Here is a 22706-nt window from a genome sequence, read left to right on the forward strand (position 1 = left end):
CCTGCAGCCATCCCTCTCTCCCCCCACAGGAGGAACGGTTTGACTGCCGATTGGAACGTCATCCGCGAATACGCAATTCCACTGGGCGCCGCGCTGTTGGCCGGCGCCGTCACCTGGTCGCTGATGCTGTGGCTGTTTCGCCGCATGCAGGGACGCGACTATCGCCGTGCGCGCATCATTCGCGTGGTCACGTTGCCGGCGGCGTTCATCCTGCCATTGCTGTTTCTGCGGATCGCCACAGAAGCGATTCCTCTGGAAGGCAAGGGGCTGACTGCGCTGCAGAGCCTGTTGCATGTCGGCATCGTCGGCTGCATTACCTGGTTGTTGGTGCGAGCGGTGGCCGCCGGCGAGGCGGCGATCCTGCGCAGCAACCCCATCGAAGTCTCCGACAACCTCACCGCGCGACGCATCCAGACCCAGACACGGGTCTTGAGTCGCGTGGTGATGGGCACGGTGATCCTGCTTGGTATCTCGGTGGTGCTGCTCGGTTTCGAGCAGGTGCGCCAGATCGGCAAGACCCTGCTGGCCTCGGCGGGCATCATCGGGCTGGTAGCCGGTATCGCGGCCAAACCGGTCTTCGGCAACCTGATCGCCGGCCTGCAGATTGCGCTGACCCAGCCGATTCGCCTGGACGATGTGGTGATCGTGGAAGGCGAGTGGGGGCGGATCGAAGAGATCGGCAGCTCGTATGTGGTGGTGCGTATTTGGGATGAGCGGCGCATGGTAGTGCCGCTCACCTGGTTCATCGAAAACCCGTTCCAGAACTGGACCCGGGCCAGTGCGGACCTGCTCGGTACCGCATTCCTGTGGTTGGATTACCGCACGCCTATCGCGGCGGTGCGCGCGGAACTGGAGCGCATCTGCCAGAGCGAGCCGCTGTGGGATGGACGCGTCTGCGTCACCCAGATCACCGATACCAGCGACAACACCATCCAGGTCCGCCTGTTGGTGAGCGCGCGTAATTCTGGCGACGCGTTCGATCTGCGCTGCCTGGTACGCGAGCGTATGATCGACTTTCTGACCCGCGAGCACGCATACGCGTTGCCCAGGATCCGCGCCGAAATTGCAGCGCAGGAAAAGCCGGTGTCGCGTGCCGCAGAACCGATCTCCCCGGAGAGCGTGCGTTCGCCGGGGGCGGAAGACGGCGAGCCTGCAGCATCGCTCTAGCGTTGCCTGCTGGCGCGCCTGGTCGCAGTGGCGCGCGCTAGCGGCCACCCGCTTCTCCGGTGCGGCGTATCGACACAGGGCGGTGCGCCGTTGCCTGGGCGACAAGCAGTGCGACATCCTGGTGGTGCAGTCGCAGCATGTCGTTGCTTGCACCGCGGACGTGCCGCTTTGCGGTGCGGTCAGTCGGCCGTCTTCGGTTGCGATGCGCCCGGTGTCGCCGGCGGTGCGCTCGGCGCGTAGCGGGGCGCAAACCGCGCGTGGCTGCGTTGCTCGTAGGCGTAGGCCAGTTCGATCAGCCGTGGCTCGCTCCAGGCTGTGCCCATGAACAACAACCCGAGCGGCAGGCCCTGGGTCTGCCCCATCGGCACGCTCAGGCTGGGATACCCGGCCACTGCCGCAGCGCCGTAGCCGGCACCGGGAAAGGTGTCGCCCTTGTCGAGTGTGGTGACCCAGGCGGCGCCGGTGGTCGGCACGATCAAGGCGTCCAGGCGGTCGGCTTTCAGTGCTGCGTCGATGCCTTGTTCGCCGGCAAGCCATCTGGCGCTGGCACGCGCGCTCAGATAAGCCAGGTCCTCCAGCCCCGGCGCAGCCTGCGCCTGCTCGAACAACTCTTGGCCGAAGTAGGGCATCTCGCGCTGCGCATTGGCGCGATTGAAGGCGACCAGCGCGTCCAGGTCTTTGACCGGCGCGGCACGGCTGCGCAGGTAGGCATTCAAGCCGGCCTTGAATTCGACTAACAGAACCGTTTGCTCAGCGGCATCCCACTGCCCATCGGTCGCCAGGCGGGTTTCGATCAGCGTGGCACCTGCCGCACGCAAGGTCTGCACGGCGCGGTCCAACGCGGCGGCGATCGCGGGATCCTCGCGCAGGGGATTGCGCAGCAGGCCCAGGCGCGCGCCGCGCAGGCCATCGGGTGTGAGGTGGGCGAGATAGTCTGGTGTGGGCGACGGCGCATTGCCCGTGGCCGGGTCTTGCGGGTCGGGTGAGGCGATCGCCTGCAACAACGCAGCCGCGTCGGCGACGCTGCGCGTCATCGGCCCGGCGGTGTCCTGGCTTGCCGAAATCGGGATGATGCCGTCGCGGCTGACCAGGCCTACCGTCGGCTTCAGCCCGACCAGGCCGTTGACCGAGGCCGGGCAGGTGATGCTGCCGTCGGTCTCGGTGCCGATGCCCACGGTGGCCAGGCTGGCGGCAATCGCCGCGCCGGTGCCGGCGCTGGAGCCGCAGGGATTGCGATCCAGTGCGTACGGATTACGGGTCAGCCCGCCGCGGCCGCTCCAGCCGGAACTGGACTGGGTGGAACGGAAGTTGGCCCATTCGCTGAGGTTGGTCTTGCCCAGGATCACCGCGCCGGCCGCGCGCAGGCGCTGCACCAGGAATGCATCGCGGGAAGGGCGAAACGCGGACAGGGCCAGCGAGCCGGCGCTATTGACCATCGGCACGGCGTCGATGTTGTCCTTGAGCAGCACCGGGATGCCGTGCAACGGTCCGCGCACGCGGCCGGCAGCGCGTTCCGCGTCCAGGGCGCGGGCGTCCGCTTCGGCCTGCGCGTTGCGCTCGATCACAGCGTTGAGCGTGGGGCCGGCGCGGTCGATGGTGTCGATCCGCTGCAGGTAGGCGCGCGTCAGGGCCAGGCTGGTGGTATCGCCCCGGGTCATGCGGGCTTGCAGGCCGGCGACATCGGCCTCGATCAGGTCGAGCGGTGTGGCAGCCGACGTGGTGCCGGTGACCGGGCGCGGGTCATCGGTATGCACACAGCCGGACAGCGCCAGCAGCAACGCAACGCACAAGGTGGTGGAGCGCATCGGCGGTTTTCCGCGGGAGACGTCGCGCAGGCTAACGTCGCTGCGTCGGGGTGACAACGTGCTGGCGCTGCCCGTGGATGGGCATGCAGGATCAGCGGCGTCGGCGTTTGACCAGATCGCGTGCCAGCACGCCGACCACGATCAGGTTGATCGCGAGCACGGCCCAGGCGGTCCAGCCAGGGTGGCGGACGATGGCGTAGATATCGAAAGGCAGATAGATGGCCGCCGACAGGCAGCCCAGTACCGAAGCCCAGGCCTTGGCACGCCACAGACCCCAGGCTTCCACCACATGCAGCAGGCCGTAGGCCAGCATGGCGGCGGCAGCCAGATGCACCGCATCGGGGCTGATGGTCTTGAGTAACGACGGCAATGCGCCGTGGTCCGGATCCAGGTTGAAACGGCGGATCAGCGTACTGACCGCATGCTGCAGCGGGAGCGGGCCCAGAATTTCCAGGCCCGTCGCCGCCAGCAGCGCAAGCCCGCCCTTGATCGCCTCTAGCAAGGCGATCGCGTGGAGGCCCGGATGCGCGCGCGGATCCGGGCTGTAGGGCGTCTTGCTCACGATTGGACGCCAGTGCTTAGCCGGAACGGCCAGCGCGCTTACGGTCGCTTTCGGTCAGGAACTTCTTGCGCAGGCGGATTTCCTTCGGGGTGACTTCGACCAGCTCGTCGTCCTCGATGAAGTCCAGCGCCTGTTCCAGCGTGTACTTGATCGCCGGGGTCAGCTTGATCGCGTCGTCCTTGCCCGAAGCGCGCATGTTGGTCAGCGGCTTGGTCTTGATCGCGTTGACGGTCAGATCGTTGTCCTTGGAGTGGATACCGATCAGCTGGCCTTCGTACACGTTGTCGCCTTCAGCGGCGAACAGACGGCCACGCTCTTCCAACGGCCCCAGCGCATAGGCCGGCGTCGCGCCCGGTGCGTTGGCAATCATCACGCCGTTCTGGCGCTTGGCGATGGCGCCCTGTTCCTTCGGGCCGTAATGGTCGAACACGTGGAACAGCAGGCCCGACCCCTGGGTCAGGGTGCGGAACTCGTTCTGGAAGCCGATCAGGCCACGCGCCGGGATCATGTAATCCAGGCGCACGCGGCCCTTGCCGTCCGGCTCCATGTTCTTCAGCTGGCCCTTGCGGGTGCCCAGCTTTTCCATCACGCCGCCCTGGTGCTGTTCTTCGATGTCCACCACCAGCTGTTCGATCGGCTCCATCTGCTTGCCGTCGATTTCCTTGATGATGACTTCCGGGCGCGACACGGCCAGCTCGTAGCCTTCGCGACGCATGTTTTCGATCAGCACCGACAGATGCAATTCGCCACGGCCGGAGACCAGGAACTTGTCGGCGTCGGAGCCTTCCTCGACCTTCAGCGCAACGTTGTGCACCTTCTCGCGGTCCAGACGGTCGCGCAGCTGGCGGCTGGTCAGGAACTTGCCACCGGACAGGTCCTTGTTGCCGGCGAACGGCGAGTTGTTGACCTGGAAGGTCATCGAGATGGTGGGCTCGTCCACGGTCAGCGCCGGAAGCGATTCGGGGTGCTCGAGCGCGCACACGGTGTCGGAAATGGTCAGCTCGGCCACGCCGGAGATGGCGACGATGTCGCCGGCCTCGGCGGTGTCCTGCTCGATCCGCTCCAGGCCCAGGAAGCCCAGCACCTGCAGCACCTTGCCCTGACGCTTCTTGCCTTCGCGGTCGATCACGCTGACCGGCATGTTCTTCTTCAGCACGCCGCGCTGGATGCGGCCGATGCCGATCACGCCGACGAAGTTGTTGTAGTCCAGCTGGCTGATGCGCATCTGGAACGGGCCATCCGGATCGACGTCCGGAGCCGACACGTGCTGCATGATCGCTTCGTACAACGGGGTCATGTCGCCGTCGCGCACATCCGAATCCAGGCTGGCGTAGCCATTCAACGCGGAGGTGTAGACGATCGGGAAGTCCAGCTGCTCGTCGGTGGCGCCGAGCTTGTCGAACAGGTCGAACACCTGGTCGATGACCCAGTCCGGGCGTGCGCCGGGACGGTCGATCTTGTTGACCACCACGATCGGCTTGAAGCCCATCGCAAAGGCCTTCTGGGTCACGAAGCGGGTTTGCGGCATCGGGCCGTCCATCGCGTCGACCAGGATCAGCACCGAATCCACCATCGACAGCACGCGCTCGACTTCGCCACCGAAGTCGGCGTGTCCCGGGGTGTCGACGATGTTGATGCGGTTGCCGTTCCAGGTAATGGCCGTGTTCTTGGCCAGGATGGTGATGCCACGTTCCTTTTCCTGATCGTTGCTGTCCATCACACGCTCAGCCAAGACGGTGCGTTCGGACAGGGTGCCGGACTGCTTCAGCAGGCAGTCGACGAGGGTGGTCTTGCCATGGTCAACGTGCGCGACGATGGCGATATTGCGGAGTTTTTCAATGGACATGCGGAAAGGGCCCCTGTCTGGCGCCAGTCTTGAGATGAGGTAAGCCCGACATTATAGCGGTTTCGTTGCGCTGCCGTTGCGGATTGGCGCAAGTTGATTCAGATCGCCCATTCAGGCGGCGTGATCGCTGCTCGACACGACGCCCGGCAACGGCCTTGGACCATGGTCGTACCTGCGCGGTCGTCCACGCGCCCGGGTGTATCCTAATGGGCTGTTGATCACCCCAGAACCTGCAAGGATTTCCATGTCCCTGATCGCCACTTTCGACACGTCCCGCGGCCCGATCGTTGTTGAACTGTATCCGGAGAAGGCCCCGCTCACCGTGGCCAACTTCGTCAACCTGGCCAAGCGCGGCTTCTACAACGGCCTGAGCTTCCACCGCGTCATCGCCGATTTCATGATCCAGGGCGGTTGCCCGGAAGGTTCCGGCCGCGGCGGCCCGGGCTATCGTTTTGAAGACGAAGCCAACAACGGCGTCGGCCACGAGCGCGGCGTGCTGTCCATGGCCAATGCCGGCCCGAACACCAATGGCAGCCAGTTCTTCATCACCCACACCGCCACCCCGTGGCTGGACGGTAAGCACACCGTGTTCGGCAAGGTCATCCAGGGCCTGGACGTGGTGGACAGCGTCGCCCAGGGCGACACCATCAATACGCTCACCATCGAAGGCGACACCGACGCCGTGCTGGCCGCAAAGGCCGACCGCGTCGCGGAGTGGAACAAGATCCTCGCCGCCTGATCGCAGCCCCCCGTCGAACGGCCGCCTTGCGCGACCGTTTGCTTGTCAACGCGCGCCGCCAGGCCTTGCGCCCCGCCAGCGCGCCACCCCCACCAACGCTTTTTAGCAGAGGAAACACCCCATGAAAGCACCTGTTCGTGTTGCTGTGACCGGCGCTGCCGGCCAGATCGGCTATGCCCTGCTGTTCCGCATCGCCTCCGGCGAAATGCTGGGCAAGGACCAGCCGGTCATTCTGCAGTTGCTTGAACTGCCGATCGAGAAGGCCCAGGCCGCCCTCAAGGGCGTGATGATGGAACTGGAAGACTGCGCGTTCCCGCTGCTGGCCGGCATGGTCGGTACCGACGACGCCGAAGTGGCCTTCAAGGACATCGATGTCGCCCTGCTGGTCGGTTCGCGTCCGCGCGGCCCGGGCATGGAGCGCAAGGACCTGCTGCTGGCCAACGCGGAGATCTTCACCGCGCAGGGCGCGGCCCTGAACAAGGTCGCCAAGCGCGACGTGAAGGTGCTGGTGGTCGGCAACCCGGCCAACACCAATGCCTATATTGCGATGAAGTCGGCGCCCGACCTGGACCCGAAGAATTTCACCGCCATGCTGCGCCTTGACCACAACCGCGCGCTGAGCCAGCTCTCGGCCAAGCTTGGCAAGCCGGTGGCCGGCATCGAGAAGCTGGCAGTGTGGGGCAACCACAGCCCGACCATGTATCCGGATTACCGTTTCGCCACCGCCGACGGCGCCTCTGTCGGCGATGCGATCAACGACCAGGAATGGAATGCCGGCACCTTCATCCCGACCGTCGGCAAGCGTGGCGCGGCGATCATCGAAGCCCGTGGCCTGTCCTCGGCCGCTTCCGCCGCCAATGCCGCCATCGACCACATCCATGACTGGGTGCTGGGCACCAACGGCAAATGGGTGACGATGGGCGTGCCGTCGGACGGCTCCTACGGCATTCCGGAAGGCGTGATGTTCGGCTTCCCGGTCACCACCGAAAACGGCAAGTACACCATCGTCAAGGATCTGCCGATCGACGACTTCAGCCAGAAGTACATCGACAAGACCCTGGCCGAGCTGGAAGAAGAGCGCAGCGGCGTGGCGCATCTGCTGAGCTGAGTCTCAGCAGTCATTGCCACAAGAACGCCGGGCACTGCCCGGCGTTTTTTTGTCCGCATGCAGGCACTTGGCCTGCATGCGGAGCGCGATCTGTTGTGATCGTGTGCGGCAATGCGTCGCGATGACCTGTAAGCGATGTGATGAGTTGACCTGCCGCATGACGTTGAGTCATCCGTCACACAGCCTTGCCGATTACGACAGGCCTTCGGCCTTCAGCGCGGCCTGTACATCGGCATCGGCCTGCATGCGCTTGAAGAACGCATCCAGTGCGGTCAGACCGGTGAGGTCGACGCCGGCTTTATTGGCCCACCGCAAGGTCACGAACAGATAGGCATCGGCGCCGGTATGGCTGTCGCCGGCCAACCACTCGCGGCCCTGCAGGTGCGCGTCAACGCGCGTGTAGAGAACGCGCAACTTGCTGCGTGCATCGTCATGACTGCGCGCAATCAATGCCTCGTCCTGCAGATACGCCGTGCTGCCGAAGATCGGCTTGAAGGTCGGATGCACATCGGCATTCGAAAAGGCGATCCAGCGATTGATTTCGGCGCGGCGACGCGCGCTGCCGTCACCGCCCAGGCTGCTGAGCGGCGCAACATCGGCGATGTAATTCAGGATGGCTGCGTTCTGAGTCAACGCCCAGTCATCGACCACCAGCAACGGCACTGCGCCTGCGGGATTGAGCTGCAAATACTCGGGCGACTTCATCGTGGCGGCATCGACCACAACCAGGTCGAACGGAAGCCCGGACCAGCGCAACACGATGTGGTCTGCAAGCGAACAGGCGCCGGGCTTGGTGTAGAGCTTCATGTGAATCCAGTGAGCCAGAGGGTGCGCAAGCTTAGCCGGGTTGGCGGCCAGTTGTGCGGTCTTCAGATCCTCAGTGTGGCCATGCGTCGAGGGGCGTATCGCGTCCTCTGGCGCGACGGGCAGCGCGCTGCGTTGCGTTGAAATGCATCCCAGTGCAAAACGGGCATGGCCTGGTGTTCTGGCAACGCCGTCGTATCGATAGCGAGTGCGGCAGTTCTGCAATCGCGCAAACGTGAAGCGGCGAGGAAATGGAGCGTCTGGCGCAATGTTTGAGCCGCTGTTCACCATCGCGAGTGTGTTGTGCTCAGTATTGTGTTGGCCACCTTGCGAAACGGTTTGATGTCGATCCACGGGTGGCCATGCTGGTCTGCGTGGCCGTGGTGGACAGACCAGTCACGCTGCCTGTCGTCGATGTAGTTACGCGTCACAGCTTGCTGGTAGCGCACATCGGGCGCTCGCGCCCACCTAGAGGCATCGTGCGCAGAATCGGCCACTGAGCTGCTGGCGCCAGACTATTGAGTTGTTGGCTGAGCGCGGTGTCGCAACGGTGCGGACACACTGCGGCGTGCTATCAACCTATCGTGTCGCTACGACGCAGTACGTGGGCGCAGCTTCTGCACACGGTAGAAGGTGTGATCGCCGATGGTGGCAACCTGGTACGCATTACGCCAACTCGGGCTGGCGATTGCGCTTGCAGCAAAGTGGCTCGCGCCTGGCACGATTTCCTTGCGCTGGCCCACTGGCAACGCCCAGTTCTGTTCTGCCGCGAGCGCGACACCCAGCGCCTTGTTCCAGGCATCGTCGTTCTTCAACTGTGTGCCCGGCGAGACGATCGTCGGTGCGAACTGTTTGCGTGCGGTGACCACCTCACACATCGAGTTGCCCCACAAGCCGCTGTCCAGCCGACGCAACGCAACTTCTGCCACGGCCTGCTGGCCGCGCAAGGTCTGGTCGCGTGCTTCCAGGTAAACGGTGGTACTCAAACACAGCGAATCTGCAGCTGGCTGTGGCATCAATTGCGCCAGCCAGAATATCCAAATCATCTTCATACAACTCCTTGCTCCGTATGGGCCAGTCCGCAGAGCATCTAAGGTGGATGCACCAGTGCGAAAGGCTTGGCGTCATGGGGAGGCGACCTGTCACGGGTCGCCCGGTCTTCGGCGAAAGCGAGATTTACCGAAGGTGCCCACCAAATGCGGTGGGTCAAAAAGTTGGCGCAAGGTAGGCGGCGATCACACAATCTTGGCTGAATGGGCAGGCTTGACGCGGCATGGCATCGGCTGCGTCGGCATTGCGTCAACTCCGCGTAGAGCAACTCACGAAGCGACTCGCGTCGCATTCGCTCGGCGACAGCTGATTGCGCACTGTGTTCGGCCTTGAAAGGTCGCGAACGGCGCAGCTAAGTGGTGAAGCGTTCTGCTTTCACGCAGGCTGCACAAGCTGTCTGATGAGCGAAAAAAGCGCGGGGCGAGTGTGCGCGTTATTGCCTAATAAAATGATATTCAGTTGCACGTGATTTGCGCGCATGTATCGCACACATCGACTTCGTTGAGCACTTTGTTGCCTGCGGATATGCGCATGAGAGTCGCATTCAATTTCGAACGTCGCGTTTGCGATGGCATCGCAGCAAAACCGAGGGCTAGGCTATCGCGATCTTGGTTGCTCGACTGCCGCGTGCAATTTGCTTTGGATACCTCTCGCTAGGCAATCGGTCGAGAGTGCCAAGCTGTGCGGCGCTTTCATCACGGTCCTGCGCAACGTTCATGCGCATCATCGGTGGATGCTAACTCCAATCTGCGATCACACGCCTGCCTGCAATCGCAGCATCAATGTGACGGAGTGAGTCGGGCACCTACGCGTATTGGACAAGCAGGCGACTTCGCAATTACAGCGAAAGAATTCTTGTCCAGTGCCTGCCAAGTTAGCCATTAAGGAGAGTGGCGCTGACAGCGTCTAGAAAAACGGCGCAGCCGCCCTACGTGCTCGGCCAGTGTGCGGTGCGGCATATGCAACGCGTCAGCTTTGGTCCAGTGCGCCCTCATCATCCACCCGGGCTGCTGCCTGACATTTTTTGCCGCTAACTGTTTTGATGCAGATCCAACGACATAGCGGCGCTCTGTTGTCTTCGATGATCTACGTATCATTCATCCCCACGGGCGCAGCCACGTTTTTAGCGGCGTCGATGTCGGTGCGGTTTCGGCGGGCAGCCGTCGTTCTAGCGACATACGGCTGCTCCAGGCCAACAGCACACAAGCCGCGCCGCAGACGACGGGCCCAATCGCCATCGACCATGCCAGCTGCGCCTGAGCGGCGCCATGATCGTTGTACAGGCGTAGCAGGATGCCGATGGCAGCACTACCCAGCGCAAGCGCAACCTGGGCCAGCGCTGTCAGTGTGGCGAAGCGGTGAGCTTGTTGTGCCGGGCCGTACTGCGTAGAAAGTTCGCAATGACGCGCCCAGACCCATTGTCCGGCGCTGCCCGCCGCCATGCCCACGCAAAGTGCCAATGCCGCATCCAGCCAGATGCCGCGCGTTGTCTGCATCGCAAACAGCAGCCCACAGCCGGCCAGCACGGCACCGCTATACCCCAGTCGTCGGAAAGCTCCTGTATGCAGGCGCGCTGCCAGCGGTTGTACGATCACCGAGCCAATGGCGTAGCTAATCAGCACCGCGCTGCCCCAACGTCGCGAAACGACCAGTGTTTGCGCCAGATATGGCGCCAGTTTGGTAAACGTGGGTAAGGTTAGTGACAGCATCGCAATCACCACTAGCGGCAACAGTTGATGGTGACGCGATGGCGCACCCGATCGATGGGCAGGCACGCTCTTGATGTCGTGCGTCTGCGATTGCAGCGTCTGGCGCAACCACCACGACGAGGACACTGCGATACAGCTCGCACTGCAAACAACTGCCATGGCGGTAGCAGCACCCGCATGCGGCCTGGAAAGCAGAAGCCCGATCGCTGCGCTCATCGACAAGGCAGCCAGACCGCTACCGATCAAGCGTAGTGCGCTTACGCCTTGTGCTCCACGCCATGGCCAACAGCTGAGTCCAAGCAATGTGTTTTGTGCAACATCACCGATGGCGTACGCCGCGCGAAACGGCAGACTGAGTAACAGCACGCACGGCAGGCGTACAGGTGGTGGTAATAGCGGAACCAGAAACAGCAATGACATCGTCACCGCAGCCATCGCGATGCCTCGCCATTGCGCGCGCCCGGCCCATGCCAGGCTGACGCCGGCATGCCAGCGGCGCGCAGTGAACAGCCCCATTGCTGCACTGACCAGTAGCCCGGCAGCGACCGACACGCCAGCGGCGGTTGCCCCCAACCCCACGTATTCGGTCAGAGCGAAGATCAGCAACAGCTCGCCGGTGTACCAGAGCAGGCTTTTGCCGACGTGCGCGGCGGTGTACGCCAGCAACGTTTCCATCGACAGGGCAGTGCGCGGGGGCATTTTCGGCGATGGCGGCATCCGCCGCTTATAACGCCGATCCAAGACATTAAGAAGAAGGGGGGCATGCGCGCGAACGCGAGTTCGCAATGAGGCCGCTATCGTAGGCAGGGCGGCAGGCATTGCGCCGCAACTTCAGAGGCCCCTTCCAAGCGAAGAGGGGCTTGCAATGCGATGGTTATCTTTCCGGGATGGCGCGGTACCGACTCATCTGGTGAGCGCACGTATCACAATAGCGCAGCGAGTCGGCTGGCCTGGTTGATCGCGCGTTTCGCGTCCAGTTCTGCGGCCACGTCCGCACCGCCGATCAGATGCGGTTGCTGGCCGTTGGCCTGCAGCGCGGCCAGCAGCTCGCGTCGCGGTTCCTGACCGGCACAGATCACCACGGTGCCGACATCGAGCAGTTGCTCGTTGCCCTCTACGCGAATGCGCAGACCGGCGTCGTCCACACCCAGATACTCCACGCCGCCTAGCATCTTGACGCCCTTGGCCTTGAGCGTTGCGCGGTGGATCCAGCCGGTGGTCTTGCCCAGGCGAGCACCCGGCCGCCCGGCGCTACGCTGCAGCAGCCAGACCTGACGGGAAGGGCGCTCGGGTTGCGGCTTGGCCAGCGCGCCGCGCGCTTCAAAGGTCGGATCCACACCCCATTCGGCCATCCAGCGCTGCGGATCCAGCGCCGGTGACTCCCCGGCGTGCACCAGAAATTCCCCGACATCGAAACCGATGCCGCCTGCGCCGATGATCGCTACCTTGGGGGCAGCTACATGCCGGCCCAGCACTATATCCAGGTAGTTCACCACCATGGGGTGATCGGCACCGGGAAAGTCGACCTTGCGCGGCTCGATGCCGGTTGCCAGCACGACCTCGTCGAAGTCCTTGAGATCTGCTGCCTGCACGTGCGTGTCCAGACGCAGCTGCACGCCGGTCGCTTCGATACGGTGACGGAAATACCGCAGCGTTTCGTTGAATTCTTCCTTGCCCGGAATACGCCTGGCGATATTGAACTGCCCGCCGATTTCGCTGCCCGCATCGAACAAGGTGACGCGATGCCCGCGTTCGGCCGCCACTGTTGCGCAAGCCAGGCCTGCAGGTCCCGCGCCGACCACGCCGATGCGCTTGGGCGTCGCGGTGGGTGTGTAGATCAGTTCGGTTTCGTGCACGGCGCGCGGGTTGACCAGGCAGGTGGCCAGTTTGTTTTCGAACACATGGTCCAGGCAGGCTTGGTTGCAGGCGATACACGTGTTGATGGTGTGTGACTGGCCGGCGCGGGCCTTGTTGGTCCACTGCGGGTCGGCCAGCAGCGGGCGTGCCAGCGACACCATGTCCGCTGCACCGTCGGACAGGATGCGTTCTGCCACCTCCGGCATATTGATGCGGTTGCTCGCCACCACCGGAATGCGCAGATGCGGTTTGAGCTTGGCGGTGACGCCGGCAAATGCGGCGCGTGGCACCGAGGTAGCGATGGTCGGCACGCGGGCTTCATGCCAACCGATGCCGGAGTTGATGATGGTCGCGCCGGCGGCTTCGATGGCCTGCGCCTGCGCCAGGATCTCCTGCCACTGGTTGCCGTCTTCGACCAAGTCCACCAGCGATAGCCGGTAGATGATGATGAAGTCCGGCCCGCAGGCTTCGCGGATACGGCGCACGATCTCCACCGCAAACCGCATGCGCTTGGTTGCGTCGCCACCCCAGGCATCGCTGCGCTTGTTGGTACGCGCGGCGGTGAACTCGTTGATCAGATAGCCTTCCGAGCCCATCACCTCGACGCCGTCATAGCCGGCCTCGCGCGCCAGCCGCGCGGCGCGTGCATACGCGGCGATCTGCCGATCCACCGCCGCTGCGGACAACGCGCGCGGGGTGAACGGGTTGATCGGTGCCTGCAGTTTGGACGGCGCCACCGACAACGGGTGATACGCATAGCGCCCGGCGTGCAGCAACTGCATGCAGATCTTGGCGCCGTGTTCGTGCACTGCGCGGGTGACCTGGCGGTGCGGACGTACTTCCCAGGGCCACGACAGCTTGCCGCCGAAAGGTTTGAGCCAACCCACCACGTTCGGCGAGAAGCCGCCAGTGACGATCAGGCCGACGCCGCCCGCTGCCCGCTCGGCGAAATAGGCGGCCAGCCTGGGGAAATCGCGCGCACGATCCTCCAGCCCGGTGTGCATCGAGCCCATCAGTACGCGATTGCGCACTTGGGTGAAACCCAGATCGAGTGGTGTGAACAGGTGCGGGAACGACAGGGCGGAAGGGCCGGTGGCGGGCGACATGATATGGATACGCTGGCGTACGGAGTGCGCACGATGCAGGCAAACGCGCGTGGCGGCAAGTCCCCGGGTGTCGATTTGGCTCCGCTGGCGCCGCTGCAGCTGCAGGTTGGCCGATTCCACTACCTGTCAGGCGCAGGCCCTCATGCGCAGCGTCTGACCGCTAGCGATGATAATGGATCAAGCGCTGACCCAGCCCAACCTGGGAGTCGGCCCGCCGTGTCTGTAGGGTTGCCATGCAAACAGGCGGCGCCACTCGCGGCGGCTACCAGCCGGCAAGCACCAGCTTGCCGATGGTGCTACCGGTCTCCAACCGCCGATGCGCGTCGCGCAGGTTGTTGGCATTGATCGGCGATAGCGTTTCGGTATGCGTCGTGCGCAGCTCGCCAGCGTCGATCAGGCTTGCAACACGATTAAGGATGCGATGCTGCTCGACCATGTCGTCGGTGGCGTAACGCGACCGCGCGAACATCAGTTCCCAGTGGATGCCGATGCACTTGGATTTGTAGGGGTCGCCAATCATCAGCGGGCCGCGTGGCTCGACGATCAGGCCTACATGCCCCTGCGGCGCCAGGACCTCGCCCACCTGTTGCCAGTAGCGGTCGGTGTCGGCCAGATTCAGCGCCGCATCCACCTGTTGCAGGCCCAATGCCTGCAGCTGCGGATGCAGCGGTTGGTGATGGTCGATGACATGGTGTGCGCCCATCTGGCGCACCCATTCGATGCTCTCCGGGCGGGAAGCGGTGGCGATCACCGTGAAGCCGGCATGGCGCGCCAACTGAATCGCGATCGATCCCACCCCACCGGCGCCACCGATGATCAACAGATGTCGGCCGCGGTTGCGTGCGCCATCGAATGCGAAGGGCATACGCTGAAACAGCAGCTCCCAGGCGGTCAGTGTGGTCAACGGCAGTGCGGCTGCCTGCGCAAAACTCAGCGAAGTGGGTTTGCAGCCAGCGATGCGCGCATCCACCAGTTGATATTGCGCATTGCTTCCTGGCCGGCCGATGTCGCCGGCGTAGTACACCTCGTCGCCCACAGCAAACGCGGTGACGTCAGGTCCCACCGCCTTGATCACGCCCGCCGCGTCGTATCCCAGGATCTTCGGCTCGGTCAGCGACTGGGGCTTGGGCGCACGTACCTTGGTGTCGACCGGATTCACCGAGATCGCTTCGACGCGTACCAATAAGTCATACCCCGACGGCGCCGCGGGAGCAGGCAGGTCGATGTCGAGCAGCGATGCCGGATCGTCGATTGGCAAATAGTGGGTGAGGGCGACGGCTTTCATTGGGGGCGCTCCTGGTAGGGGGTTCAGGGTGCGTTGTGAGATGAGATAGCTGCAACAACCGACCCCACAATTCAGCTCGGACGGGGTCTTGCGTTCACCAATGTGGTTTTGAAGATCACTTCGCGGTATGGAAACAGGTATGCCTGGAACCGTATTCAATCGCCTTAGTTGGGCTGCCATTCAGACGGAGTAGCTAGTGGAAGTGTGTGACCGGTCCTTTCCTTCATGAAACTGTATACGTAGTATTGGCTGGGCTTTGCACCTCTGGTGATTGCTTTCACATGTTATATGACCGTTAACGCGATCTTCACTGAAGCCGGCTTAATCTGCGCCCCGATGGCTCTGGATGTGACGAGCATCTTTACCAAGAACAACGCCTCTATCGGTTTATCTCCCAAAGAAGGAGCTGTATAAATGAACAAGAAAATTCTCACTGCCGCGTTGCTCGGCGGTCTGGCAGTTGCCCAGGCTGCGTCCGCGCAGGAGTTCGATGACCGTTGGTACCTGACCGGTAGCGCTGGCTTCAACTTCCAGGACAGCGATCGTCTGACCAATGATGCTCCGTTCGTCACCCTCGGCCTGGGCAAGTTTGTCAGCCCGAACTGGTCGATCGACGGTGAACTGAACTATCAGAACCCGAACTTCGATGCCAACCAGGATCAGAACTGGAGCCAGTACGGCATCTCGTTCGACCTGCGTCGCCACTTCATTCAGGAAGGCCGCGGCTGGAACCCCTACCTGCTGTTCGGTCTGGGCTACCAGCGTTCGGAAGAAGAATTCGACGCGACTCCGAACCCGGTTTCGCCGGGCCAGCAGAAGGACGGCAACTTTGCCGCCAAGGCTGGTGTCGGTCTGCAGACCACCTTCGACAAGCGCGTCGCCGTGCGTGCTGAACTGGCCTACCGCGCTGACTTCAACGACCAGAGCGTTGCTGCTCCGCAGGAAGACTGGTTCGGCGACGTGCTGGCTTCGGTCGGTGTCGTGATCCCGTTGGGACCGGCTCCGTCGACCGCTCCGCCGCCGGCTCCGGCTCCGGTTGCTCCGAGCTGCGCAGACCTGGATGACGACGGTGACGGCGTCAACAACTGCGACGACAAGTGCCCGGCTTCGCAGCCTGGCCAGACCATCGGTCCGGACGGCTGCCCGGTTCCTGTGTCGATCGACCTGAAGGGCGTGAACTTCGACTTCAACAAGTCGACCCTGCGTCCGGACGCACAGTCCATCCTGAGCGAAGCGACCGAGATCCTGAAGCGTTACCCCGACCTGAAGGTCGAGGTTGCCGGTCACACCGACTCGAAGGGTACCGACGCGTACAACCAGAAGCTGTCCGAGCGTCGTGCGACCACCGTGTACGACTACCTGACCAAGAACGGCGTTGATGCGTCGCGTCTGGTCGGCCCGATCGGCTACGGCGAAAGCCGCCCGATTGCTCCGAACGCCAACCCGGATGGTTCCGACAATCCGGAAGGTCGTGCGAAGAACCGTCGTACCGAGCTGAACGTCCAGAACTAATTGGACCGCTAGCTTGTTCCATACAAAACCCGGCCTTGCGCCGGGTTTTGTCTATGTGCGCTCCGAAAGTCCCAAATTCCTCCGCGCGCAGGCTGCAATGCTGTCTGCGTTGCCATCTCGGCACGGTTCTGGTTGAAACAGCGTTCATCGCTGCCTACACTCGCCGCGTCGACACCACACTCTTACTGGAAGAACCAACGATGCTGCGTACCGCTTCGGCAGGATTGCTCTGTCTCGCCTTGATTCCCGCCGCCTACGCCGCTCCGAATTGCGCCGGCAGCACGGTGTCCCAGCCGCTGCCGTTGCCCGCCACCGTCATCGCACCGGCGGCCGCCGAGTTTTACACCCGCAGCGTGCAGCTGGGCATGCCCACCGGCGTGCTGGCGCAGCCGTACAGCAGCGATCAATCGGTGGACCGCGTGCTGCTGCGCCTACGCGTGGAAGGCTGTCAGGATCTGGCCAAGGTCATTCCGCCGGGCGGCACCGTCAACCCGAACGACCCAGCCGCGTACAAGGCCACCACTGCGTTCGACAACACGCCGTGGCGCTTCGACATGAGCCAGAACGGCAAGCGTATGACTGCCGAAGAATTCGATGCCTGGATGAAGTCGCGCGGCGTGCGTGTGGTCAAGGCACGCCCGGTCGCTGGCGCAGCCCCGGCAGCAGCGGCGCCAGCACCGGCGGCTGACGCCAAGCCGGTCGAAAACAAGTAAGCCGCGCGGTCGGGACGGCATGACCCGGCGTCCTCCGCCGGCCACGTCCCGGCATCGCAAGCGTGGGTCGGCGGCGGCACCGACCCGCTTGGCGCCTAACTCGGCGGCGGGATCGGCAACCACCGCGCCACGCCATGGGCTGGCGCGGGTGTTGTCCAAGCTGGGTGTGTGTTCGCGCACCGAGGCGGCACGCTGGATCGCCGAGGGGCGGGTCAGCGTGGATGCGCGGGTGATCCACGACCCCGAATTCCCGATCCGTGCCGACCAGCACGAGGCGATCACGGTCGATGGCCAACCATTGGCCGGGCCTGCGCGGGTCTACCTGATGCTCAACAAGCCGCGTGGCGTGGTCACAACGGTGCGCGACGAGCAGGGCAGGGACACGGTGTATCGCTGTTTCGATGGCGCCGGCCTGCCATGGATCGCGCCGGTGGGGCGCCTGGACAAGGCCAGCGAGGGCCTGCTGCTTTTCAGTAACGACCCGCAATGGGCGGCGGCGGTGACCGATCCGGCCATCGGCCCGGACAAGACCTATCACGTGCAGGTCGATTGCCGCCCTGGCGCCGAGCAGCTGGCGCAGTTGCAGGCCGGGGTGATCGATCCCGCTCCCGACGGTGATGGCGCATTGCTGCGTGCCAAGCAGGTGCGCCTGCTACGCGAGGGCGAGCGCAATGCGTGGCTGGAAATCGTGCTGGACGAAGGCCGCAACCGACAGATCCGTCGGCTGCTGGCTGCAGTGGACATCGGGGTGCTACGGCTGGTGCGCGTGGCGATCGGGCCGCTGGCAATGGGCGAGCTGGGCAAAGGCGCCTGGCGGATGCTCAGCGCGGCGGAAGTCCTGGCGCTGACGTCGGCTCCCGCCAGCGCGCCAGACGCACGCTGAGCAAGGCACTGACCACTTCCACCGCGCGTGCATCGCCGGCGCCATTGGCATCGTGGCGCCGTCCTTTGGCGTGATTGCAGCCGGCACAGGCCAGCGCCAGATTGCGCGCATCGTTGGGGTCGTCGCCCACCTGCGCGCACAGCGCAGCGGCTGCGCGGCGCCCGAACCAGGCCTGCGGAACCACGTGTTCGAGCGTGGTGTGCCCCAGCGGTTCGCCGTCGATGCCGATGTGCAGGCGGCGACGGCAATGCAGGCAACGGGTTTCCCAACTGCCGGCGAGGAACTGCGCCTGGGCATCGGTGTGCGCCGCAAGCAGGAGCCGTTGGCGCAGCACCGTACGCATGCTCAGGCCTTGATGACGTCCAGTTCGCGGCCGATCTTGATGAAGGCGTCGATGGCCTGATCCAGATGCTCGCGGGTATGCGCAGCGCTGATCTGGGTGCGGATACGCGCCTGGCCCTTGGGCACCACCGGGAAGAAGAAGCCAATTGCGTAGATGCCTTCTTCCAGCAGGCGCTCGGCGAACTTCTGCGCCAGCGGCGCGTCGTAGAGCATCACCGGGCTGATCGGATGCACGCCGGGCTTGAGGTCGAAGCCGGCGGCGGTCATGCGTTCGCGGAAATAGCGGGTGTTTTCGACTAGTTGCGTGCGCAGCTCGCCGGCCGCTTCCAACATGTCGAATGCCTTGATGCCTGCGGCCACCACGTGCGGCGGCAGCGAGTTGGAAAACAGGTAAGGGCGCGAGCGCTGGCGCAGCAATTCGATCACCTCGCGCTTGGCGGTGGTGAAACCGCCCAGCGCGCCGCCCATCGCCTTGCCCAGGGTGCCGGTGAAGATGTCGATCCGGTCCAGCACCCCCTTGACCTCGGCCGAGCCGCGGCCGGTAGCGCCGAGAAAGCCGGTGGCGTGACATTCGTCGATATGTACCAGCGCGTTGTACTTGCGCGCCAACGCGGTGATTTCGTCCAGCGGGGCGATGAAGCCGTCCATTGAGAACACGCCGTCGCTGGTGATCAACTTGGTCTTGCAGCCGGCCGCATCCGCAGCCTGCAGCTGCGCTTCCAGGTCGGCCATGTCGCAGTTGGCGTAGCGGAAGCGCTTGGCCTTGCACAGACGCACGCCGTCGATGATGGAGGCATGGTTGAGCGCGTCGGAAATGATGGCATCGTGCTCGCCGAGCAATGGCTCGAACAGGCCACCATTGGCATCGAAACAAGCCGCATAGAGGATGGTGTCCTCGGTGCCGAAGAAGTCGGCGATGGTGCGCTCAAGCTGCTTATGCAGATCCTGGGTGCCGCAGATGAAACGCACCGAGGCCATGCCGAAACCGTGCGTATCCAGCGCGTCCTTGGCGGCCTGGATGATCTCCGGGTGGTCGGCCAGGCCCAGATAGTTGTTGGCGCAGAAGTTGAGCACGCTGCGGCCGTCGGCCAGGGTGATCCGCGCCGACTGCGGGCCGGTGATGATGCGCTCGGACTTGAACAGACCCTGGGACTGGATGGAGTCCAGTTCGGCGGCGTAATGGGCGGTGAGCGCGGCAGGCGGACGGGTCATGGCGGTCGCTGTGGCAAAGAGAGAAGCGCAATGTTAACGATCACAATGGCATACCACTACGTCATGCAAAATCGGCATAAGCGATAGCGCTGATGTCATTTCACCGCCCGCGTGACGCTGCGCAGCATGGCATGCTTGCTGTTCAGCTGCGCCCACCGGCCAGGAGATCGTTTGTGACATACCCCCATATCCGTTTTGCGTCCCTGTTTTGCGCCCTGCTGTCCCTGGCCGGCCCGGCAGGTGCGCGCAACATCGAGCTGCTCAATGTGAGCTACGACCCCACCCGTGAGTTCTACCGGGACTACAACACCGCCTTCGCCGCGCAGTGGAAGCAGCAGCATCCGCAGGACACGGTTGCCGTCGAGACATCGCATGGTGGTTCCGGCAAGCAGGCGCGCGCGGTCATTGACGGGATCGAAGCGGACGTGGTGACGCTGGCGCTGGCCTATGACGTGGATGCCATCGCGCAGAAGGCCAAGCTGATCGATACCGATTGGGAGAAGCGCCTGCCCGACAATAGCGCGCCCTATACCTCCACGATCGTGTTCCTGGTACGCAAGGGCAACCCGAAGAACATCAAGGATTGGCCGGACCTGCTGCGCTCGGGGGTGTCGGTGGTGACCCCCAACCCCAAGACCTCCGGGGGCGCGCGCTGGAACTATCTGGCCGCCTGGGCCTATGCCGACCACATCTTCAAGGGCGACCGCGAACGTATCCTGCGCTATATGCAGGCGTTGTTCCGCAACGTGCCGGTGCTGGACACCGGCGCACGCGGCGCCACCACGACCTTCGTGCAGCGCGGCATCGGCGATGTGCTGCTGGCCTGGGAAAACGAGGCGCTGCTGGCGCGGGAAGAGCTGGGCAAAGACAAGTTCGAGATCGTGGTGCCGAAGTTGTCGATCCTGGCCGAGCCGTCGGTGGCGCTGGTCGACAAGAACGTCGACAAGCATGGCACCCGCGATGTAGCCGAAGCCTACCTGCGCTATCTGTATGCGCCCGAAGGCCAGAAGCTGGCCGCCAAGCATTTCTATCGCCCGCGTCACCGCGAATATGCCGACCCGGCGGACCTGGCCCGCTTCCCGGACATCAAGCTGGTCACCATCCAGCAGGCGTTCGGCTCCTGGGATAAGGCACAGCAGGAACACTTTGCCGATGGTGGCCTGTTCGACCAGATCCAGGCCAAGAAGTAGGCATGCAGACGTCGGTTGCACGCCCAACGTCGCCATCGCGCCGACGCGTGATGCCGGGGCTGGGCCTGAGTCTGGGGATCACCCTGACCTGGCTGGGCCTGATAGTGCTGATCCCGCTGCTGGGGATCTTCATCAAGACCAGCGGGCTGGGCTGGGAAGGCTTGTGGAAGGTCTGGAGCGAGCCGCGCGTGCTGTCGGCGCTGCGGGTGAGCTTTGGCACGGCGTTCGCGGCGGGCGCATTCAATGCGGTGATGGGCACCTGGGTGGCGTGGGTGTTCGTGCGCTATCAGTTTCCGGGCAAGCGCTTGTTCGATGCGGTGATCGACCTACCGTTTGCGTTGCCGACGGCAGTTGCCGGCATTGCGCTGACCGCGCTGTATGGCGGCAACGGTTGGGTCGGCCGCTGGCTGGAGGCGATCGGCATCAAGGTGGCCTACACCCAGCTGGGTATCGTGCTGGCGTTGGTGTTTGTCGGCCTGCCGTTCGTGGTGCGGGTGGTGCAGCCGGTGCTGGCCGAGAGCGAGCGTGAGCTGGAAGCTGCCGCCGCCACGTTGGGCGCCTCGCGCTGGCAGACGGTGTGGCGGGTGGTCTTGCCGGGGCTGTGGCCGGCGGTGCTAACCGGGTTTGCGCTGGCGTTTGCGCGCGGAGTGGGCGAATACGGCTCGGTGATCTTCATCGCCGGCAACCTGCCCAATTCCACCGAGATCGCGCCGCTGCTGATCACCATCCGGCTGGAAGAGTTCGACTATGCCGGTGCCACCGCAATTGCAGCTGCGATGTTGCTGCTGTCGTTCGTGATCCTGCTGCTGGTCAATACGCTGCAGGCACGCCTGCTGCGCTATCAACGGAGGTCCGCATGAGCGATGCTGTTTCATCGCTGCCCGCCATGTTGCAGACCCGCCAGATGACAGAACAGGCACGCCGCATCACTGATTCGGCCACCAACGAGCCGCGCTGGGTGCAGTGGCTGATGATTCTGGGGGCGCTGGTCTTTCTGCTGGCGTTCTTGCTGCTGCCGCTGGTGCTGGTGTTTGCCGAAGCGCTGCGCGGGGGCTGGGAAACGTTTCTGCGTGCAGTGGTCGACCCGGACGCGCTGTCGGCGATCAAGCTGACGCTGCTGGTGACGGCGATCGTGTTGCCATTGAATCTGATCTTCGGCGTTGCCGCCGCGTGGGCCATCAGCAAACATCAGTTCTGGGGCAAACGCTTGCTGGTCAGCCTGATCGACCTGCCTTTTTCGGTGTCGCCCGTGGTGGCGGGTTTGATCTTCGTGCTGATCTTCGGGCGCAGCGGCTGGGCCTGGCCGTTGATCGACGAAGGCTGGCGCGTGCAACTGCCGGCGCTGGGCGAATTTGTGATCCAGCTGCCGCGGATCGTGTTCGCGCTGCCGGGCATCGTGCTGGCGACGACCTTCGTCACCTTCCCGTTCATTGCGCGCGAGTTGATGCCGCTGATGGAGCAGCAGGGCAGCGACGAAGAACTGGCCGCGCTCAGCCTGGGTGCAAATGGCTGGCAGATGTTCTGGCGCGTGACCTTGCCCAATATCCGCTGGGGTCTGTTGTATGGGGTACTGCTGTGCGCGGCACGCGCGATGGGCGAGTTCGGCGCAGTGTCGGTGGTATCCGGGCATATCCGCGGGCGCACCAATACGCTGCCGCTACATGTGGAAATTCTTTACAACGAATACGCCTACAGCGCCGCATTCGCGTGCGCGTCGCTGCTGGCATTGACCGCGCTGCTGACGCTGGCGTTGAAGACGTATCTGGAATGGCGGCACGGCGATTCGCTGGCCGCCAACCACCGCCACTGAGGTGAC

Annotated in this window: 19 protein-coding genes; 9 read left to right on the forward strand and 10 right to left on the reverse strand. The window is 63.9% G+C overall.

Annotated elements, in window-relative coordinates; genetic code table 11:
- Positions 1–39: 39 nt before the first annotated feature.
- A complete protein-coding gene (locus BJD12_RS17955) occupies positions 40–1167 on the forward strand; it encodes a mechanosensitive ion channel family protein (RefSeq protein WP_039419973.1) in 1128 nt (375 codons plus the stop codon).
- 179 nt (positions 1168–1346) lie between these two features.
- Here BJD12_RS17955 and BJD12_RS17960 read toward each other — a convergent pair whose 3' ends face one another.
- The 3 genes from BJD12_RS17960 to typA all read right to left on the reverse strand — a co-directional run bounded on the left by BJD12_RS17960 (position 1347) and on the right by typA (position 5380).
- Positions 1347–2957, reverse strand: coding sequence for an amidase (locus BJD12_RS17960; protein WP_162096966.1), 1611 nt, complete (start codon positions 2955–2957; stop codon positions 1347–1349).
- A 106-nt stretch (positions 2958–3063) separates the two neighbouring features.
- Positions 3064–3534, reverse strand: a complete 471-nt coding sequence (locus tag BJD12_RS17965) for a DUF2127 domain-containing protein (RefSeq protein ID WP_005993406.1) — start codon at positions 3532–3534, stop codon at positions 3064–3066.
- Between the two features lie 16 nt (positions 3535–3550).
- Positions 3551–5380, reverse strand: a complete 1830-nt coding sequence (gene typA, locus BJD12_RS17970; RefSeq protein ID WP_005993407.1) for a translational GTPase TypA — start codon at positions 5378–5380, stop codon at positions 3551–3553.
- Between the two features lie 244 nt (positions 5381–5624).
- Between typA and BJD12_RS17975 the strand changes: the two genes are divergently transcribed.
- Positions 5625–6119, forward strand: a complete 495-nt coding sequence (locus BJD12_RS17975) for a peptidylprolyl isomerase (RefSeq protein ID WP_005993409.1) — start codon at positions 5625–5627, stop codon at positions 6117–6119.
- Between the two features lie 121 nt (positions 6120–6240).
- Positions 6241–7227 carry a malate dehydrogenase gene (locus tag BJD12_RS17980; protein WP_005993411.1) on the forward strand — a complete coding sequence of 329 codons (987 nt, stop codon included), beginning with the start codon at positions 6241–6243 and terminating at the stop codon, positions 7225–7227.
- A gap of 192 nt (positions 7228–7419) precedes the next feature.
- On the opposite strand, the gene BJD12_RS17985 is transcribed toward BJD12_RS17980, so the two are convergent.
- From BJD12_RS17985 to BJD12_RS18005, 5 genes are all read right to left on the reverse strand, one after another.
- Entirely contained in the window at positions 7420–8034 is a 615-nt protein-coding gene (locus BJD12_RS17985) for a glutathione S-transferase family protein (protein WP_005993413.1), read from the reverse strand.
- 587 nt (positions 8035–8621) lie between these two features.
- Positions 8622–9083: a cell wall hydrolase gene (locus BJD12_RS17990; protein ID WP_039419964.1), complete on the reverse strand. Its 462-nt coding sequence runs from the start codon at positions 9081–9083 to the stop codon at positions 8622–8624.
- Positions 9084–10178: 1095 nt separating this feature from the next.
- A complete protein-coding gene (locus BJD12_RS17995; RefSeq protein WP_005998396.1) occupies positions 10179–11489 on the reverse strand; it encodes an MFS transporter in 1311 nt (436 codons plus the stop codon).
- A gap of 224 nt (positions 11490–11713) precedes the next feature.
- On the reverse strand, positions 11714–13753 hold the full coding sequence (locus tag BJD12_RS18000; protein ID WP_042828815.1) for an NADPH-dependent 2,4-dienoyl-CoA reductase: 2040 nt from the start codon (positions 13751–13753) through the stop codon (positions 11714–11716).
- Positions 13754–14015: 262 nt separating this feature from the next.
- On the reverse strand, positions 14016–15038 hold the full coding sequence (locus tag BJD12_RS18005; RefSeq protein ID WP_005998400.1) for a zinc-binding alcohol dehydrogenase family protein: 1023 nt from the start codon (positions 15036–15038) through the stop codon (positions 14016–14018).
- A gap of 414 nt (positions 15039–15452) precedes the next feature.
- Here BJD12_RS18005 and BJD12_RS18015 point away from each other — a divergent pair, with 414 nt between their 5' ends.
- The 3 genes from BJD12_RS18015 (at position 15453) to BJD12_RS18025 (ending at position 18146) form a co-directional block, all read left to right on the forward strand.
- Positions 15453–16550 (forward strand): OmpA family protein, encoded by a 1098-nt coding sequence (locus BJD12_RS18015; protein ID WP_005998405.1) that lies wholly within the window; start codon positions 15453–15455, stop codon positions 16548–16550.
- A 200-nt stretch (positions 16551–16750) separates the two neighbouring features.
- Positions 16751–17263 carry a hypothetical protein gene (locus BJD12_RS18020; RefSeq protein WP_005998407.1) on the forward strand — a complete coding sequence of 171 codons (513 nt, stop codon included), beginning with the start codon at positions 16751–16753 and terminating at the stop codon, positions 17261–17263.
- A 19-nt stretch (positions 17264–17282) separates the two neighbouring features.
- Positions 17283–18146, forward strand: coding sequence for a pseudouridine synthase (locus BJD12_RS18025; RefSeq protein WP_042828813.1), 864 nt, complete (start codon positions 17283–17285; stop codon positions 18144–18146).
- Here the strand turns inward: BJD12_RS18025 and BJD12_RS18030 are convergent.
- Both BJD12_RS18030 and kbl read right to left on the reverse strand, forming a co-directional pair.
- Positions 18085–18489, reverse strand: coding sequence for a hypothetical protein (locus tag BJD12_RS18030; protein WP_039419950.1), 405 nt, complete (start codon positions 18487–18489; stop codon positions 18085–18087). The two genes, BJD12_RS18025 and BJD12_RS18030, sit on opposite strands and share 62 nt — an antisense overlap.
- 2 nt (positions 18490–18491) lie before the next feature.
- Positions 18492–19700 carry a glycine C-acetyltransferase gene (gene kbl / locus BJD12_RS18035; protein WP_005998410.1) on the reverse strand — a complete coding sequence of 403 codons (1209 nt, stop codon included), beginning with the start codon at positions 19698–19700 and terminating at the stop codon, positions 18492–18494.
- 92 nt (positions 19701–19792) lie between these two features.
- Between kbl and BJD12_RS18040 the strand changes: the two genes are divergently transcribed.
- From BJD12_RS18040 to cysW, 3 genes are read left to right on the forward strand one after another with little or no spacing between them, the layout of a single operon-like run.
- Positions 19793–20890, forward strand: a complete 1098-nt coding sequence (locus BJD12_RS18040) for a sulfate ABC transporter substrate-binding protein (RefSeq protein WP_042828814.1) — start codon at positions 19793–19795, stop codon at positions 20888–20890.
- A gap of 2 nt (positions 20891–20892) precedes the next feature.
- Positions 20893–21750 (forward strand): sulfate ABC transporter permease subunit CysT, encoded by an 858-nt coding sequence (gene cysT / locus BJD12_RS18045; protein WP_039419944.1) that lies wholly within the window; start codon positions 20893–20895, stop codon positions 21748–21750.
- A complete protein-coding gene (gene cysW / locus BJD12_RS18050; protein WP_005998416.1) occupies positions 21747–22700 on the forward strand; it encodes a sulfate ABC transporter permease subunit CysW in 954 nt (317 codons plus the stop codon). Before cysT ends, cysW begins: the two co-directional genes overlap by 4 nt.
- The last annotated feature ends 6 nt before the right edge of the window (positions 22701–22706 follow it).

It is taken from the genome of Xanthomonas vesicatoria ATCC 35937 (assembly GCF_001908725.1).
GTDB classification, from domain to species: Bacteria; Pseudomonadota; Gammaproteobacteria; order Xanthomonadales; family Xanthomonadaceae; genus Xanthomonas; species Xanthomonas vesicatoria.